Here is a 17,029-nt window from a genome sequence, read left to right on the forward strand (position 1 = left end):
AGGACCCAAGAGGCTGGATTGGTCGCAAATGCGGGCTGTTCCCAGATAGTGCAGCGCCCGCGGCCGGACAACGGTTGATTAGGAATGGTGCATCACGCCTGACGGAGGGGCTGTTGCGCCGGCGCTATCCACTGATAATGTCTCACGAAAGAGAACTTCCATCTGAGCCGGTTCGGCCAGCGGAAAGACATTTGAATGATCAATGACACGCGGCTGCGGGAGAGTCCCACGCCGCGCGGGAACCTGGAGCCCGGCTTGCGTCCGGGTCTGGACGTCGCGACGCCTTCCTGCGCCAGCAATGGCAGCAGCGTCTACGCGGCCCTGGACCTCGGAACCAACAATTGCCGGCTCCTGATCGCCTGTCCTTCGGGCGACAGTTTCCGCGTGGTCGACTCCTTCTCGCGCATTGTCCGGCTGGGCGAGGGCATCTCGACCACCGGCTGCATCAGCGATGCGGCGATGGATCGGGCCATCGCCGCGCTCAGCATCTGCCGGGACAAGATCCAATCCAAGAAGGCCAGCCGCCTGCGTCTGATCGCGACCGAGGCCTGCCGCGCCGCCTCCAATGCGGAGGGGTTCCGCAGCCGGGTGGCGGCGGAGACCGGCATCGAGCTCGAGGTGATCGACCGCGAGACCGAGGCGGCGCTGGCCGTCAAGGGCTGCGCGCCGCTACTGGATCCAGGCGGGCGCGGGGCCATCCTGTTCGACATTGGCGGCGGCTCCAGCGAGCTGGTGCGGATCGAGCGCGATCCGGCAGACCGCAACGCCGAGCCGAGGATCAAGGCCTGGATGTCGATCCCGCTCGGCGTCGTGACGCTGGCCGAACGCTTCGGCGGCCGCGACGTGACGCCGGAGATCTATGCCGCCATGGTCGAGGCCGTGGCCGAGCATGTCGGGCCGTTCGCGGCCGAGAACGGCGGCGACCTCTCCGGCATGCACCTGCTCGGCACCTCCGGCACCGTGACGACGCTCGGCGGCATTCATCTCAACCTCGCGCGTTACGATCGGCGCCGGGTCGATGGCATCTGGATCAACGATGCCGACATCACGACGACGATCGCCAAGCTGCTGGCGATGAGCTACCAGGAGCGCGCCGAGAACAACTGCATCAGCATCGACCGTGCCGACCTCGTGCTCGCGGGCTGCGCCATTCTCGACGCGATTCGCCTGGCGTTTCCGTTGCCGCGGCTGCGCGTCGCCGATCGCGGCCTGCGCGAGGGCATGCTGGTCGAGATGATGCGCGAAGACGGTGCGCTGCGCACGGCGTAGCGACTTTACCCTCCCCTGGAGGGGGAGGGTCGTCTCACATGGAGCGCAGCGCAATGTGAGACGGGGTGGGGTGAGTTCCACGAGCAGTCTTCGTGTGGCTCACCCCACCCCGATCGCTCGCTTCGCTCCCGATCGACCCTCCCCCTCCAGGGGAGGGTGACCTTTGTAGTTCCGCCAGACCTCGAGCATGGACGGATTTTCGCCTCCCGCGTCTGGTCACGACGACCGAGAAACACATGGCAAAAGACACGACCGGCCGCATGCATGTGCAGGTCAAGACCGGAGGCAAGCGCAAGCTGTCCTCGAAGCTCTGGCTGGAGCGCCAGCTCAACGATCCCTATGTCGTCCAGGCTAAGCGCGACGGCTATCGCTCGCGCGCGGCCTACAAGCTGCTCGAGATCGATGACAAATACCGGCTGCTCAAGCCCGGCATGACGGTGGTCGATCTCGGCGCCGCACCCGGCGGCTGGAGCCAGATCGCGGCGCGTCGGGTCGGGGCCGAAGCCGGGAAGGGCAAGGTGATCGCGATTGATCTGCTGGAGATGGGCGAGATCCCCGGCGTCACCTTCACCCAGCTCGATTTCCACGCCCAGGACGCGCCGGAAAAGCTTCGCGCGATGCTCGGCGGGCGTGCCGACGTGGTGATGTCGGACATGGCGGCCAACACCACCGGCCACCGCAAGACCGACCAGCTGCGCATCGTCGGTCTCGTCGAACTCGCCGCGCATTTCGCCAGCGAGGTGCTCAAACCGGGCGGCAGCTTTCTCGCCAAGACGTTCCAGAGCGGCGCCGATGCCGACTTGATGGCGCAGCTCAAGCGCGATTACGCCAGCGTCCGCCACGTCAAGCCGGCGGCGAGCCGGCAGGATTCGTCGGAGCGCTACGTGCTGGCGATGGGGTTCCGCGGCGGAGAGCAGGCCGACCTGCTGTAACGGCGTCATTGCGACCGGCCAGCGCCGGCGATACAGAGCAGATGCAACGAGGTCTCGGGAATCGGCTTGGGCCGACGAGACCCGTTCCGGAGGTCCCGAAATGCGTGTCCTGACCTGCAGCGCTGTCGCGGTCGCTTTGATGGTGGGCTCGGCCATATCGGGGCCGGCTCACGCCCAGGCCTACGATCCGCGCTATCCCGTGTGCATGAAGGTCTATGAAGGCGGCCGGTTTGGCGGTGGCGAGTGGATCGACTGCAGCTATACGTCGCTGCCGCAATGTCGCGCGACGGCGTCGGGCCGTGCGGCGATGTGCGATCTCAATCCCTTCTACGCCCCGCCGTCGCCTCCGCCGCGCCGCGCGCATCGGCGGCATCGCTGAAACATTTCATGACGGAACGGCCGTTGCCGTGCCGCAATCGAACTGAAGATTCGAGACCCTCGTACCCATCGGGCTGCCGTGATGCCGCATCGTTTCATCGTCGCGATCGTGATGCTTCTGCTGCTGGTCCCCGCGATCGCGACCGCCGCGCCGTCGCACAAGCGCAAGGCGCACCGCTGGCAGGGCTATGGCTTCCTGCCCGGCTACAAGCAGCCGCCCAACAACAGCTTGCCGCTCTATGCCGACAAGGAGGCCATGCGCAACGGGCCGCGCGGCAGCCGCCGCCATTGGTATATCGACGGCACGCCGAAATACATGCTCTACAACGGCGAGTGGCATTATTTCGGCCAGCCAGGCTTCTATCGCGGCCATTACAATGGCGGCAGCTTCGGCCCGTGCTGGACGCGGACGCCAGTGGGGATGGTCTGGACTTGCGGTTAGGCCGCTCCTCCCACAACCGTCTCGTCCTCCCAGGGCTGCTGCTGCAACGCGGGCGACGGCGCGAGCAATCCCGTCTGGACAGAGGCCGCATTTCCCGCTGAAATGCCGCTCGTGAGGGGCAAGAGAAGAAACGCGAGCCGTTCGTTCGGCCGACCGTGGAGGACCGCTTTGAATTCGTTCTGTACGCGCCTGTTCGGCGCCGTCGTCGCTTTGACCTTCCTTGCCGGTGCTCCGGCCTTCGCCCAGCAGCTCGAGCTGAAGGTGATGGCGCCTGCCGCGCCCGGCGGCGGCTGGGACCAGACCGCGCGGGCCATGCAGCAGGCCTTCGTGGCGTCGGGCGTGGCACGCAGCGTCCAGGTGACCAACGTCGCTGGCGCCGGCGGCACCGTCGGCATCGCGCAGTTCGTCAACGGCGCCAAGGGCGACGGCAACCAGCTGATGGTCAACGGCTTCGTCATGGTCGGCGCGCTCGCCATGAACAAGTCGCCGGTGACATTGGAGCAGGTGACGCCGATCGCGCGGCTGACCGAGGAGATCCAGGTCATCGTCGTGCCCGCGAACTCGCCGATCAAGACGGCGCAGGATCTCGCCGCGGCGCTGAAGGCCGACATCGCCAAGGTCACCTTCGCCGGCGGCTCGGCCGGCGGCGTCGATCACGTGATGGCGGCGCTGTTCGCCGGCGCCGTCGGCGCCGACGCCAAGAAGGTCAACTACATCCCGTTCTCGGGCGGCGGCGAGTCGCTGGCGGCGATCCTCGGCGGCAAGGTCACGGCGGGCATTTCCGGCCTGTCGGAATACGACGGGCAGATCAAGAGCGGCAAGCTGCGCGCCATCGGTGTGTCCTCGGAGAAACGCATTCCAGGGGTCGACATCCCGACCTTCAAGGAGCAGGGCATCGACCTCGTGCTCGCCAATTGGCGCTCGGTGGTCGCGGCGCCCGGCATCACGCCGGAGCAGAAGAAGGTGCTCAGCGAGGCCGTCGAGAAGATGGTGAAGTCGGATGCGTGGAAGGAGATCTTGAAGCAGAAAGGCTGGGATGACGCCTATCTTCCGGGTGATGCGTTCGCCGACTTCCTGAAAAAGGAGAACGTCCGCGTCACCGACGTGTTGAAGTCGGTCGGCCTCGTCAAGTCATGACGACGGAGAGTGCCGGCACCGAGACACCCGCCTCGGGTGGCGTCGACAAGGCCGGCATCGTCATTGCGGCGCTGCTGGCGGCTGTCGCGCTCGTGCTTGTCTATGACGCCAATCAGATCCCGGCGACCACGATGTACGGCATGGGCCCGCAGGTCATGCCGGTCGTGATCGCGATCGGGCTCGGCATTCTTGCACTGGCCAATCTGATCGATGCCCTCAGAGGCAACCTGCCGCCGCGCGAGAGCTCCGATCCGATGGCGGTGCTGTTGATCCTCGCAGGCCTTGCGCTCTTGATCGCGATCATCGGGTTCGGTGGCGGCTTCATCCTGGCGACCACCGCGCTGTTCGTGACGACGTCGGCCGCGTTCGGCCGGCGCGCCTTCGTCACCGATCTCGTCATCGGCGCGGTGCTGACGACGCTGATCTATCTCGCATTCGACCGCCTCCTCACCCTGAGCCTTCCCGCCGGTCCGCTCGAAAGACTGCTCTGATGGACACCTTTGCCGCGCTCGCGCATGGGATGGCGATCGCCGTCCAGCCCATGAACCTGCTCTATGCGCTGGTCGGCGTGTTCCTCGGCACCGCCGTCGGCGTGCTGCCGGGCATCGGGCCGGCGCTCACCGTCGCGCTGCTGCTGCCGGTGACCTACAAGCTCGATCCCGGCGGTTCGCTGATCATGTTCGCCGGCATCTATTATGGCGGCATGTATGGCGGATCGACCACCGCGATCCTGATCAACACCCCCGGCGAGAGCGCCTCGATGGCGACCGCGCTCGAGGGCAACAAGATGGCCAAGGCCGGCCGCGGCGGCCCGGCGCTGGCGACGGCGGCAATCGGCTCGTTCGTCGCGGGCACCATCGCCACCATCGGACTCGCGTTTCTGTCGCCGTATCTCGTCGACATCGCCGTGCGCTTCGGGCCGGAGGACTACTTCGCGCTGATGTGCGTCGCCTTCGTCACGGTGTCCGCGACGTTCGGCGATTCACCGATCCGCGGCCTCACCAGCCTGTTCATCGGCCTGACGCTCGGCCTGATCGGCATCGACAAACTGACGGGACAGGCGCGGCTCGCCTTCGGCGTGCCGGAACTGCTCGATGGCGTCGAGGTGACGACCTTGGCGGTCGGCCTGTTCGCGGTCGGCGAGGCGCTCTACGTCGCCTCGCGCCGGCACCATAGCGAGGAGAAGATCGAGGCCATCAAGGGCTCGCTGTGGATGACGCGCGAGGATTGGAAGCGGTCGTGGAAGCCGTGGCTGCGCGGCACGATGTTCGGCTTTCCGATTGGCGCGCTGCCGGCCGGTGGGGCGGAGATCCCCACCTTCCTGTCCTATTCGACCGAGCGACGGCTGACCAAATATCCCGATCAGTTCGGCAAGGGCGCGATCGAGGGCGTCGCCGGTCCTGAGGCCGCCAACAACGCCTCCGCCGCGGGCACGCTGGTGCCGCTGCTGACCCTCGGCCTGCCCACCTCGGCGACCGCCGCGATGATGCTCGCCGGCTTCCAGCAATATGGCCTCAATCCGGGCCCGCTGCTGTTTGCCGAGCGGCCCGACCTGGTCTGGGGCCTGATCGCCAGCCTGTTCATCGCCAACACGATGCTGCTGGTGCTCAACCTGCCGCTGGTCGGTCTGTGGGTGAAGCTGCTCGCGATCCCGACGCCATGGCTCTACGCCGGCATCCTCGTGTTCGCCACGATGGGGACGATCGCCGCAAAGCCGTCCGTGGTCGAATTGTCGATGCTGGCCGGCTTCGGCGTGCTCGGCTTCCTGATGCGCCGCTTCGATTTCCCGATCGCGCCGGTCGTGGTCGGGCTGATCCTCGGGCCGATCGCCGAGAGCCAGTTGCGGCGGGCGCTCGCGATCAGCCTCGGCGATCCCATGACCCTGCTGCAGTCGCCGATCTCTGCCACTCTGCTGGCGGTCGCGCTGATTGCGCTCGTCGCGCCGTTCGTCCTCAAGGGACTCGGGCGCTTCAAGGCGAATGAGGATTGAGTGTGGCGCGCAAGCCGAACCGCGCCACCTCTGGTCGCGATCCCCGGCGTAGGCGCAGCCATCCGGCAGAGGCTTATCGGTTGGTTAAGACTAACGCGAGAATACCCCCGATGTCCTGGCAGGCGCCGACGGCGCTGCAAAGCCGGCTGCGCTATGACTTGGATGAATGCGGCGCTGACTTCGCAGGATCGCAAACCGGACGCGGGCTGCGCGACAGGGTAGGACATATCGGGCGTGGAGGCTGGAACGCAGAGGGCAACGGCTGACACCGCGCGCACGGCGTGGATCGATTTCGCGCGCGGCCTCGGCGTCATCCTGGTGGTCTACGGTCACGTGCTTGGCGGTCTGGTGCGCCCGGGCATCTTCCCGGATGGAGCCGTCGCGCGCTGGATGGACTACACGCTCTACACGTTCCACATGCCGCTGTTCTTCTTTCTGGCCGGCTTGAATGTGCAGCACAGCTTGCGGCGCGGCGCGCGTCCCTTCCTCACGTCCAAGCTCTGGACCATCGCCTATCCCTACGTGCTGTGGTCGTTGATCCAGGGCGGGATCACGATGCTGCTGGCACGGGATGCCAACATCCCGATCCATCCCGGCGATCTCGCCGCGATCTGGTATCGTCCGATCGCGCAGTTCTGGTTCCTCTACGCGTTGATGATCTGCCACGTGATCGCGGTGCTGGTCCCGTCGCGGACGGTCTTGATCACGCTCGCGCTGGCCGGCCTCTGCGTGTTCCTCGCGCTGCCGATCCGGCCTGACCTCGCGCTCACCCTGCATCATCTGCCGTTCTACGTCGCGGGCGTCTACGGTGTCAGCGCGGTGGCGGAATGGCGGCCGTTCGGCTGGTCCGCGTTGGCCGTGATCGGGATCGCGTTTGCGGCCGCAGTGGCGTTGGGCGGCCGGCTGTCCGGCATGGACGCCAACGGGCTCGCCTCCCTGCCGGCCTGTGTGCTCGGGATCGCCGGCATGGTCGGGCTCTGCAAGCTGCTCGCGCCAACGAGCCATCGCTGGCTTGCGGCCGCAGGCGTCGCGTCGATGACGATCTATGTCCTGCACATCCTCAGCGGGTCGGGCATGCGCATCATCATGCTCAAGCTGCACATCCCGCCATCGCCATGGGTCTATCTGTTGGCCGGTACGGCGGCCGGTGTCGTGCTTCCTCTGATGGCGCATGCCATCCTGCAGCGGCTGCATCTGCTGCCGGTCTTCGGGCTTGCACCGCCGGCCTCCCGGAAGTCGCAGGCCGCAGTGATCGCGCCGCGCGTTGCAACGTCCGATCAGGCGCCGGCCTGATGCTGCCGAGCGGCGACGGTGCGCCGTGCGCCGCCGGCCATCTGGTCGAGCGGACAGGCCATGGCGACGAGCATCCAGAACAGCGCCGAGACCTCGCCGGAGGAGATGCTGGTCAGCGGCAGCTGGATCAGCAGCGCACTGATGGCGAGCGCGCCGAGCACGGCGCCCTCGCGCGTCGGCATCCGCCAGGCGGCACCGGTGGCGGCGAGCCCAACCCAGACATAGGCCGCGAGGCAGATCAGTCCGACCGGAATGCCCATCGTCACCCAGCTTGCGATGATCTGCCCGTCGATCGGCATCGCGCCGGCGACGCCGACGTCCGTGATGGTGAAGCCCGATCCCAGGACCATGCTGTTCGGTGCATTCCACAGCGTGACGAACTCATCCAGCCGCTCGCTGCCGCTACTGTCCTGCGACACGCTGCCGAGCGATTCCAGACGGGAGGTGATGACCTCCGCGAACGGCGTGAACATGACGGTGACGATCACCGCGCCGACCAGTCCGACCGTGATCGATACGGCCCGACGCCGCGTCGAGGGGAACAGCATGCAGAACAGCACGCCCACCGCGAGCGTGATCCAGCTGGTGCGGTAGAGCGACAGCAACAGGCCGAGCGCTGCGGGCGCCATCGCCGCCAGTGCCAGCCATCCCGGGCGCAGGAAACCCACCAGCAGCAGGCCCGTGGCCGTGAAGGTCGCGTAGCTGGCCGGGCCGTTCATCGTGCTGAACACGCGCACCATGTAGGGCAGCGGATAGCCGGCCGAGGTGATGCTGGCGTTCACCATCCAGAACCGATCCCAGCCTTGCGGATCGACATATTGCCAGATGCCGTAGAGGCCGGTGAGCGGCAGCACCAGCAGGAACACGCGCGTGATGGCATCGAGCAGGGCGCCGTCGGATTGCGCCCGCTGCTGCAGGGCGATCGCATAGAGTACGGGCGCGGTCCATTTCATTCCGCCATTGGCGGCGTTGAACCAGTCGTTCTGGAAGATCGACAGCGCGCCGCCATAGACGATGCAGGCGAGGATGATGAGCGGCGCCACGAGCCAGGGATTGCCCGGCCTGTCCTTGTCCGAGGGCGAGAGTGCCAGACTCGGAACTGGCGCGATGATGAACAGCAGGGGGCCACTCAACATGATGCCGGACGAATCGAATCCTGCGGAGATGTCGACCAGGCGGCGCACGAAAGGAGCGAAGGCGAACATCAGGATCGCCGACTGAACGTGGGCTTCGGGGCTGCGACGCCACGCGAACCAGCCGGCGACCGCGCAGCCGAGCACGAAGGCCGGCCTGACAAGGCCGCCGAGTGCGGGCACGGCGAGCACCGTCGCCGCGAGCAGAAGCGCGGTTGCCCAACAGTCCGTCGCCAGGGTGGCGAGCGGCCGTGCATCGATTCGGCTCTCCTTCATGGAGGCGGACTATAATGGAAAAGGCGGCTCGCGCCGTATCCACAAAACAGGGCGGTGCCGGCGTGCATAACGAGATTGGCGCTCCTCGGTTCTTCCGCACGAACGCGGGGCTGCTTTCACATGGATGACACCAACGGGAGTGCGCCCTGTGGCCGTCCTTTGAGACGCGCGCCAAGGGGCGCGCTCCTCAGGACGAGGTCTGTGTTCGGAGCGCAATCCAAGCCCCTCATGGTGAGGAGCGCCGCTTGCGGCGCGTCTCGAACCATGAGGCCCGGAACGGCTGGAAGTCATATGCAAGCTCTGGAACAGAGGTGATATCCAAGGTTGGCGACGAAGAGTGACTGGAACATGAACCTGCGTGTATCAATCGTCGTACTTGTCGCAGCGTGGTTCGCCTCGTTCGCTGCCACGGCCGGCGCCGCGGAGGTGCTGCCGGCCCGCGACGTCTGCCAGCCGACCACCGCGGCCAGGACACGCGACGGCAATTGCGTTCCCTGCGCCGTCGGACCGATCTCGACCCGCCCAGGCTTCCTGGCGCTGCTGGAGCAGGTACGCACGCGGCGCGCCGCCTTTGCCGACATCGACCGTCGTATCGACGGCGCGAGCAGCGACCCGGAGGTGCAGAGCCTGCTGCAGGGACGCAACCTTGCCCTTGCGCTGTACGGTTCTGACGCGGATTTCATCGCGGGCGGCAACGCCTCGCGCTGTCTCATGGGGGACAACGAGGCTGCGCGTGCAAGGGCGACGCCAATTGCCTGCGACGCCATTCCGCGCGAGGGGCTGGTGGTGCTTCTGACCGCGGGCCAGTCGAACATCTCCAACACCGGCGCGCCCGATCAGAGTGGCCGGCTCTATCAGCCTCACAACCGGTTCTACAATTTCGACCGCTTCGACGGCCGCTGCTACGTGGCGCGCAATCCGTTGCTGGGAACGCCGGGCGGGGGCGAGAACGTCGCCACCCGGCTGGGCGACGAATTGATCGATCGCGGGCTGGCGAAGACGGTCGTGATCGCACCCGTTGCGATCGGCGGGACTTATCTCGAGGAGTGGCGCGCCCGCGGCGGCAAGTATTTCGAGGTGCTGCTCGCAACCATCGCCGGCCTGCGCGACGCCGGTCTCGAGCCAAGCGCGGTGCTCTGGCATCAGGGCGAGCACAACGCCTTCGCCTTCTCGACGAACGGGGCGGAGGACGGCACGCATCTGCAAGTCACCCCGAAGATGAAGGAAGCGGGCCGGCTGTCGTACTTGCGAAACTATCTGGAGATCGTCGCCGGCCTGCGGGCGGCCGACGTGACGGCGCCGATCTTCGTGGCCACGGCGACGCTTTGCGGCAGCGTTCCCGACGAGATCATACGCTCGGCGCAGGCTGCGGTGCCGAACCCGGCGCTCGGCGTCCATCCTGGCCCGGATACGGATCAGATCGGGCTTACGCTGCGCCATGACGGCTGCCATATGAGCCGTGCCGGCACGGAGCTGCACGCGCGGATGTGGGCGGATCGCCTCGCCGAGTTCTGGAAATCCGGCGCGAGGAGACCTTGACCGGAAAACGGTCGCTACCCCAGCCGCTGATCCCGCACGTCCTGCGTGGTCTCGCTCGCCGATTTCCTGGCGGCCTTCTCCGCGCCCTTCTCGGCGCCCTTGCGGCTCGCGATCGCAGCCACCTTGCGGCCTGAGATCTCGCTGCCGGCGTCATCCGGCATCTGCCAGAACAGGATCGACGACAGCGCCGAGGTGATCGCGACGACAATGAAGGCGGGCGCGAAGGACGACGCGGTGAGCTGGCTCGCCCCGTGCATCCACATCGTGGTCTCCACCGAGAACGCGCCGACCGCGACGCCGGCGGAGATCGCGAGCTGCTGGTTGACACTGGTGAGCGTGGTGGCGCGGCTCATCTGCGCAGTCTCGACCTCGGCATAGGCTACGGTGTTGATCGCGGTGAACTGCAGCGAGCGGAAGAAGCCGCCGACGACGAGAATGATCAGGATCAGCAGCAGCGGCGTCGCCGGCGTAAACAGCGCGCAGGCGGCGAGGAAGACCGAACTGACGACGGCATTGACGGTCATCAGATGGCGGAAGCCGAAGGCGCGGATGAGGCGCGCGGCCAGCGCCTTCATGCCCATCGCGCCGGCGGAGGAACCGAAGGTGACGAGGCCGGACTGGAATGGCGACAGGCCGAAGCCGAGCTGCATCAAGAGCGGCAGCAGGAAAGGCAGGGCGCCGATGCCGAGCCGGAACATGAAGCCGCCGACGATCGAGGCGCGCAGGGTCGGCAGTCGCAGCAGCGAGAAGTCGAGCACCGGCGAGTTGGTCCGCCAGGAGTGGCGGATATAGAGCGTCATCGAGATCGCGCCGATCGCGACGAGACTGCCGACCACCGACCATGGCAGCAAATTGAGGCCGGCGACGGAGAGGCCGAAGGCGAGACCGGCGAGGCCGATGCCGGCCAGCACCATGCCATAGAGATCGAACGGCTCGGGGTTCTCGCTCTTGATCGGATCGATGAAGCGCAGCGCCATGATGATGCCGACGATGCCGATCGGGATGTTGATCAGGAAGATCCAGTGCCAGGAGAAATAGGTGGTGATGAAGCCGCCGACCGGCGGCCCGATCACCGGGCCGATCAGCGCGGGGATGGTGACCCAGGCCATCGCGCCGACCAGCGCGCTCTTGTCGACGGAACGCAAGAGAACGAGACGCCCGACCGGCGTCATCATCGCGCCGCCCATGCCCTGCAGGATGCGGGCGAACACGAAGTTCTCGACCGAGTTGGCAAAGGCGCAGCCGATCGAGCCGATCATGAACACGGCGACCGCGCTGGAGAACACGCGTCGCGCGCCGAAGCGGTCGGCGGTCCAGCCGCTGGCCGGGATGAACACCGCCAGCGACAGCAGATAGGAGGTGATGGCGAGCTTCAAGGTCAGCGGGCTGGTGCCGATGTCCCTGGCGATCGCCGGCAGCGAGGTCGCGATCACCGTAGAGTCCATGTTCTCCATGAACAGGGCGGTGGCGACGATCAGCGGAATGACGCGTTGCTTGTTCATCGGAGGTCGGCGGCGGGGAGGGCAGGCGGGCGGTGCGGCTTTAACACCCTGCGACGAACGAGGCCATTGCGCTGCTGGCATGGCCCCCTAAATGCAGCGCGACGCTGTCGCGTCCCCGCTTCTTGGAGATGTGCCGATGATCTACCTGCTCGCCGCTCTGGTGCCGCCGCTGGGCCTGCTGCTCAACGGGCAGCCGTTTGCGGCGGTGTTCAACTTGCTGCTCTGCGTGGTGTGCCTGGTCCTCGGCCTGTTCTTCCACGTGCTGCTGCTGGTGCCCTCGGCTCACGCGCTGATCGCCGTGCACATGCGGCGGGAGGACCGGCGGCACCGGGAGGTGGTCGAGGCCATCCGCCGCTACGGGCCGCCGCCGGGCGCATGGCGCTGAACGCGGAACTTCTGCTCCGGAATCGAGGTCTTCGCGACCTTTTGTTGCGCGTTTCGGACCTGATCAGGGCACGTCTGGGCCGTTCTTCGCAATCGCGGGAGGATGGTGGATCGGCCCTTTGATTCGTCACAGGCCCATGCTATCGACCCGCGTCAACCCCACCGATGGGCACCGATTCGACGGCGAGGCATGGTCTCGACGGCGGCGTCGCTCATCCGTACCCGCATCGCGGCCGTTTTGGCCGCAGACAAGGAGTTGACGATGGCGACCGTCCAGACACTTCGCGAAGCCTTCACCTTCGACGACGTGCTCTTGAAGCCGGGCCTCTCCGATGTGCTTCCCTCCGAGGTCGACATCCGCTCGCGCGTGACGCGCGAGATCCCGCTCAACATTCCGATCATGGCCTCCGCCATGGATACCGTCACCGAAGCGCGCATGGCGATCGCCATGGCGCAGGCCGGCGGTGTCGGGGTCATCCACCGCAATTTCGATCCCGAGGGCCAGGCCGCCCAGGTGCGCCAGGTCAAGAAGTTCGAATCCGGCATGGTGGTCAACCCGCTGACCATCTCGCCCGACGCGACGCTCGCCGACGCACTGGCGCTGATGAAGGATTACGGCTTCTCCGGCATCCCGGTGGTCACCGGCGGCGGCAAGGGCATTCCGGGCAAGCTGGTCGGCATTCTCACCAATCGTGACGTGCGCTTCGCCACCGATCCGCGCCAGAAGATCTCCGAGCTGATGACGCACGAGAACCTCGTCACCGTGCGCGAGGGCGTCGGCCAGGACGAGGCCAAGAAGATCCTGCACAAGCACCGCATCGAGAAGCTGCTGGTCGTCGACGATCAGTACCGCTGCGTCGGCCTGATCACCGTCAAGGACATGGAGAAGGCGGTCGCGCATCCGCTCGCCTGCAAGGACGGCCAGGGCCGGCTGCGCGTGGCCGCGGCGACGACGGTCGGCGAGGGCGGCTTCGAGCGCACCGAGCGGCTGATCGAGGCCGGCGTCGACCTCATCGTGGTCGACACCGCGCACGGTCATTCCTCGCGCGTGCTCGAGGCGGTCAACCGCATCAAGCGCATCTCCAACGCCGTGCAGGTGATCGCCGGCAACATCGCCACCCGCGACGGCGCGCAGGCGCTGATCGATGCCGGCGCTGACGCCGTCAAGGTCGGCATCGGCCCGGGCTCGATCTGCACCACCCGCATCGTCGCCGGCGTCGGCGTGCCGCAGCTCACCGCGATCATGGATGCGGTCGAGGCGGCCAAGAAGGCCGATGTGCCTGTCATCGCCGACGGCGGCATCAAGTTCTCCGGCGATCTCGCCAAGGCGCTTGCCGCCGGTGCCGACGTCGCCATGGTCGGCTCGCTGCTTGCCGGCACCGACGAGACCCCCGGCGAAGTGTTCCTGTGGCAGGGCCGCTCCTACAAGGCCTATCGCGGCATGGGCTCGGTCGGCGCCATGGCGCGCGGCTCGGCCGACCGCTACTTCCAGCAGGACATCAAGGACACGCTCAAGCTCGTGCCGGAAGGCATCGAGGGCCAGGTGCCGTACAAGGGCCCGGTGGGCAACGTCATGCACCAGCTCGCCGGCGGCCTCCGTGCCGCCATGGGCTATGTCGGCGCCAAGGATCTCGGCGAGTTTCACTCCAAGTCCGAGTTCGTCCGCATCACCGGCGCGGGCCTGCGCGAAAGCCACGTGCATGACGTGACGATCACGCGCGAAAGCCCGAACTATCCGGGCGGGGTGTAAGCGACGCTTGCTCTCTCCGTCATTGCGAGCGAAGCGAAGCAATCCAGGGCGGCGCGTGAAGCCCTGGATTGCTTCGTCGCTTCGCTTCTCGCAATGACGGCGCCCGTGGGGCTACCAGCATCGACCGTCACAACCAACAAAAGAGGAAACATCCCATGTCCCAAGCCAAGCGCATCGTTCTCGCCGCACGTCCCGTCGGCGAGCCCAAGCCGACCGACTTCCGTCTCGAGGAGCACGCCGTCCCGACGCCCGGTGCTGGCGAGGTGCTGCTGCGCACGATCTGGCTGTCGCTCGATCCGTACATGCGCGGGCGCATGAGCGACGGGCCGTCTTATGCCCAGCCGGTGCCGGTCGGCGGCGTGATGGAAGCGGGCACCGTGTGCGAAGTCGTGGCCTCCAACAATCCCGGCTTCAAGGCCGGCGACATCGTGCTGGCGCGCGCCGGCTGGCAGACGCATGCGATCTCCGACGGCAAGGGGCTGGCCAAGGTCGACCCCAAGCTGGCGCCGATCTCGACCGCGGTCGGCGTGCTCGGCATGCCCGGCATGACGGCCTATACCGGCCTGCTCGACATCGGCCAGCCCAAGCCGGGCGAGACGGTGGTGGTCGCCGCGGCGTCCGGCGCGGTCGGCTCGGCCGTCGGCCAGATCGCCAGGATCAAGGGCGCCCGCGCCATCGGCATCGCCGGCGGCAAGGACAAATGCGACTACGTTCGATCCGAGTTCGGCTTCGACGACTGCCTCGACCATCGCGATCCCGATCTCGCCGCCAAGCTCAAGGAAGCCTGCCCGAAAGGCATCGACGTCTATTTCGAGAATGTCGGCGGCCCGGTGTTCGAGGCGGTGTTCCCGCTGTTCAACGCCTTCGCCCGCATGCCCGTCTGCGGCCTGATCGCCCATTACAACGACACCCAGTCGGTGGCGCCGAAATGGGCCGGCGCCCTGATGCGCAACGTGCTGACCAAGCGGCTCACCATCCGCGGCTTCATCGTCTCCGATTTCGCCTCCCGCCATGGCGACTTCCTCAAGGACATGTCGGCCTGGGTCCGCGACGGCAAGGTCAAGTACAAGGAGTTCGTCACCGAGGGCCTGGAGAACGCGCCGTCAGCGTTCATGGGCCTGCTGAAAGGTGCCAATTTCGGCAAGCAGCTGGTGCGGGTCGGGCCGGACAAGGCCTGAGCCACACTTGATGTGATTCTTCAGCCTCTCCGCAAAAACATGGGAACCATGGACGCTTTTCGGGAGTCCTGAGGGAACCGGTTCATCCACGAGGGCCCGGCATCGCGCCGGGCCTTCGACATTCGTGAGGGGGATTCTCATGTCGCTGACCATGGTGCTGCTGCCCGTCTTCGTCGAGGTCGGGCTCACCTTCGCGCTGCTGTTCTGGAACAGGACGCGGGCGCAAGCCACTGACGCCGCCGACGAATTCGGCCTGCCGACCCTGTTCTACGCCCTGATCGCCATTGCGCTGCCGCTGCGCCACGCCGATCTGGTGATCGTGCTGCTGTCCTGGGTGTTCGTGGTGACCCGCTTCGTCAATGCCGGTCTCGTCAGCGGCGCCAAGGACAGCCGCCAGCGCGGGCTCGCCTGGACCGCCTCGGCGCTGGTGCTGCTGGCGATGTGGCTGTATTTCGCCCTCAAGATCCTTCTCCTGATCTAGAACTGGACCCTGAATGACCCCCGCCGCCCGGCTGTCCGCCGCCATCGACATCATCGAAACCATCGAGGCCGACAGGGCGCCGGCGGCCAAGGCGCTGAAGGACTGGGGCACCAGCCACCGCTTCGCCGGCTCCGGCGACCGCGCCGCCATTGCCGGGCTCGTGTGGGACGTGCTCCGCCGCCGCGCCTCCAGCGCCTATGTCATGGAGGACGACACTGCGCGCGCCCGCGTGCTCGGCATGCTCAAGCTCGAGCGCGGCCTCGATGTCGCGACCATCGGTGCGATGTGCGACGGCAGCCGCTTCGCCCCGCCGCCCTTGAACACGCAGGAGGAGAAGGCGCTGGCCTCGCGCACCACCGACGGCGCGCCGCCGCCGGTCGCCGGCGACTATCCGGACTGGCTCGACCCGTATCTCGCCGCCGTGTTCGGCGACGACCGCGTTGCGGAAGCCATGGCGATGGCCAGCCGCGCGCCGCTCGATTTGCGCGTCAACACGCTCAAGGCGAAGCGCGACAAGGTGCAGGCCTCGCTGAAGCATCTCGGCGCCGTGCCGACGCCATGGTCGCCGATTGGCCTGCGCATCACGCTCGGCGCCGACGCCCGCAATCCCGGAATCCATGCCGAGGAGGATTTCATCAAGGGCGCGATCGAGGTCCAGGACGAGGGCTCGCAGCTTGCGGCGCTGTTCACCGCCGCCAAGCCCGGCGAGCAGGTGATCGACCTCTGCGCCGGCGCCGGCGGCAAGACGCTCGCTTTGGCCGCGATGATGGGCGGCAAGGGCCGGCTGATCGCCACCGACCACGACAAGCGCCAGCTCGCGCCGATCCACGAGCGGCTGTCGCGCGCCGGGGTCCACAATGCCGATGTGCGCAGCCCGAAGGGCGACGCCGACCCGCTCGCCGATATCAAGGCCTCGGCCGATCTCGTCGTCATCGACGCCCCCTGCACGGGCACGGGGACCTGGCGCCGCAACCCCGACGCCAAATGGCGCATGCGCCCCGGCGCCCTCGAGATCCGTCTCAAGGACCAGGCCGAAGTGCTTGATCGCGCGGCCTCCCTGGTCAAGCCCGGCGGCCGCATCGCCTACATCACCTGCTCGGTGCTGAACCCGGAGAACGGCGACCAGGTCCGCGCCTTCGTCGGACGCCACCCTGAGTTCTCCATCCAGCCCCCGGAGCAAACCGCCACCGTCCTCTGGGACAAGGCCGAGGCCTTCGCCGAGGCCGCGCTGAAGACGCCGGAGGGCTGGCTGATGACCCCGCGCCGGACGGGTACGGACGGGTTCTTCGTGTCGGTGCTGAAGAAGCAGGCGTAGCCGCACCCACGCCGCCGTAGGGTGGGCAAA

General features: G+C 67.1%; 16 protein-coding genes. 14 read left to right on the plus strand and 2 right to left on the minus strand.

What is annotated here, in order from left to right; all coding sequences use genetic code 11:
• Positions 1 to 195: 195 nt before the first annotated feature.
• The 8 genes from QX070_RS21950 to QX070_RS21985 all read left to right on the plus strand — a co-directional run bounded on the left by QX070_RS21950 (position 196) and on the right by QX070_RS21985 (position 7,441).
• Positions 196 to 1,269 (plus strand): Ppx/GppA phosphatase family protein, encoded by a 1,074-nt coding sequence (locus tag QX070_RS21950; RefSeq protein ID WP_315739171.1) that lies wholly within the window; start codon positions 196 to 198, stop codon positions 1,267 to 1,269.
• Positions 1,270 to 1,505: 236 nt separating this feature from the next.
• Entirely contained in the window at positions 1,506 to 2,201 is a 696-nt protein-coding gene (locus QX070_RS21955; RefSeq protein ID WP_315739172.1) for an RlmE family RNA methyltransferase, read from the plus strand.
• A 100-nt stretch (positions 2,202 to 2,301) separates the two neighbouring features.
• Positions 2,302 to 2,580 (plus strand): DUF3551 domain-containing protein, encoded by a 279-nt coding sequence (locus QX070_RS21960; RefSeq protein ID WP_315739173.1) that lies wholly within the window; start codon positions 2,302 to 2,304, stop codon positions 2,578 to 2,580.
• Between the two features lie 81 nt (positions 2,581 to 2,661).
• Positions 2,662 to 3,021, plus strand: a complete 360-nt coding sequence (locus QX070_RS21965; RefSeq protein WP_315739174.1) for a hypothetical protein — start codon at positions 2,662 to 2,664, stop codon at positions 3,019 to 3,021.
• A gap of 168 nt (positions 3,022 to 3,189) precedes the next feature.
• Entirely contained in the window at positions 3,190 to 4,158 is a 969-nt protein-coding gene (locus QX070_RS21970; protein ID WP_315739176.1) for a Bug family tripartite tricarboxylate transporter substrate binding protein, read from the plus strand.
• Positions 4,155 to 4,649, plus strand: a complete 495-nt coding sequence (locus tag QX070_RS21975) for a tripartite tricarboxylate transporter TctB family protein (RefSeq protein ID WP_315739177.1) — start codon at positions 4,155 to 4,157, stop codon at positions 4,647 to 4,649. The genes QX070_RS21970 and QX070_RS21975 overlap by 4 nt, the downstream gene beginning before the upstream one ends.
• Positions 4,649 to 6,148, plus strand: a complete 1,500-nt coding sequence (locus tag QX070_RS21980; RefSeq protein WP_315739179.1) for a tripartite tricarboxylate transporter permease — start codon at positions 4,649 to 4,651, stop codon at positions 6,146 to 6,148. The genes QX070_RS21975 and QX070_RS21980 overlap by 1 nt, the downstream gene beginning before the upstream one ends.
• 234 nt (positions 6,149 to 6,382) lie before the next feature.
• Entirely contained in the window at positions 6,383 to 7,441 is a 1,059-nt protein-coding gene (locus tag QX070_RS21985) for an acyltransferase (protein ID WP_315739180.1), read from the plus strand.
• Here the strand turns inward: QX070_RS21985 and QX070_RS21990 are convergent.
• Positions 7,426 to 8,850, minus strand: a complete 1,425-nt coding sequence (locus QX070_RS21990; RefSeq protein ID WP_315739181.1) for an O-antigen ligase domain-containing protein — start codon at positions 8,848 to 8,850, stop codon at positions 7,426 to 7,428. The genes QX070_RS21985 and QX070_RS21990 overlap by 16 nt on opposite strands.
• Positions 8,851 to 9,198: 348 nt before the next feature.
• On the opposite strand from QX070_RS21990, the gene QX070_RS21995 reads away from it, so the two are divergent.
• Positions 9,199 to 10,389, plus strand: a complete 1,191-nt coding sequence (locus tag QX070_RS21995; protein WP_315739182.1) for a sialate O-acetylesterase — start codon at positions 9,199 to 9,201, stop codon at positions 10,387 to 10,389.
• A gap of 14 nt (positions 10,390 to 10,403) precedes the next feature.
• On the opposite strand, the gene QX070_RS22000 is transcribed toward QX070_RS21995, so the two are convergent.
• Positions 10,404 to 11,891, minus strand: coding sequence for an MDR family MFS transporter (locus QX070_RS22000; RefSeq protein ID WP_315739183.1), 1,488 nt, complete (start codon positions 11,889 to 11,891; stop codon positions 10,404 to 10,406).
• A 136-nt stretch (positions 11,892 to 12,027) separates the two neighbouring features.
• Between QX070_RS22000 and QX070_RS22005 the strand changes: the two genes are divergently transcribed.
• The 5 genes from QX070_RS22005 (at position 12,028) to QX070_RS22025 (ending at position 16,999) form a co-directional block, all read left to right on the plus strand.
• Positions 12,028 to 12,276 carry a hypothetical protein gene (locus QX070_RS22005; RefSeq protein WP_315739184.1) on the plus strand — a complete coding sequence of 83 codons (249 nt, stop codon included), beginning with the start codon at positions 12,028 to 12,030 and terminating at the stop codon, positions 12,274 to 12,276.
• A gap of 261 nt (positions 12,277 to 12,537) precedes the next feature.
• A complete protein-coding gene (guaB, locus tag QX070_RS22010; protein WP_315739185.1) occupies positions 12,538 to 14,025 on the plus strand; it encodes an IMP dehydrogenase in 1,488 nt (495 codons plus the stop codon).
• Positions 14,026 to 14,180: 155 nt separating this feature from the next.
• Positions 14,181 to 15,203 carry an NADP-dependent oxidoreductase gene (locus QX070_RS22015; protein ID WP_315739187.1) on the plus strand — a complete coding sequence of 341 codons (1,023 nt, stop codon included), beginning with the start codon at positions 14,181 to 14,183 and terminating at the stop codon, positions 15,201 to 15,203.
• Positions 15,204 to 15,342: 139 nt separating this feature from the next.
• Positions 15,343 to 15,684: an MAPEG family protein gene (locus QX070_RS22020; RefSeq protein WP_315739188.1), complete on the plus strand. Its 342-nt coding sequence runs from the start codon at positions 15,343 to 15,345 to the stop codon at positions 15,682 to 15,684.
• A gap of 13 nt (positions 15,685 to 15,697) precedes the next feature.
• The gene (locus QX070_RS22025) at positions 15,698 to 16,999 is read left to right on the plus strand and encodes an RsmB/NOP family class I SAM-dependent RNA methyltransferase (RefSeq protein ID WP_315739189.1); all 1,302 of its coding nucleotides are present in this window, start codon (positions 15,698 to 15,700) and stop codon (positions 16,997 to 16,999) included.
• Positions 17,000 to 17,029: the final 30 nt, after the last annotated feature.

The sequence above is a fragment of the Bradyrhizobium sp. SZCCHNR1093 genome, assembly GCF_032381175.1.
Taxonomy (GTDB): domain Bacteria; phylum Pseudomonadota; class Alphaproteobacteria; order Rhizobiales; family Xanthobacteraceae; genus Bradyrhizobium.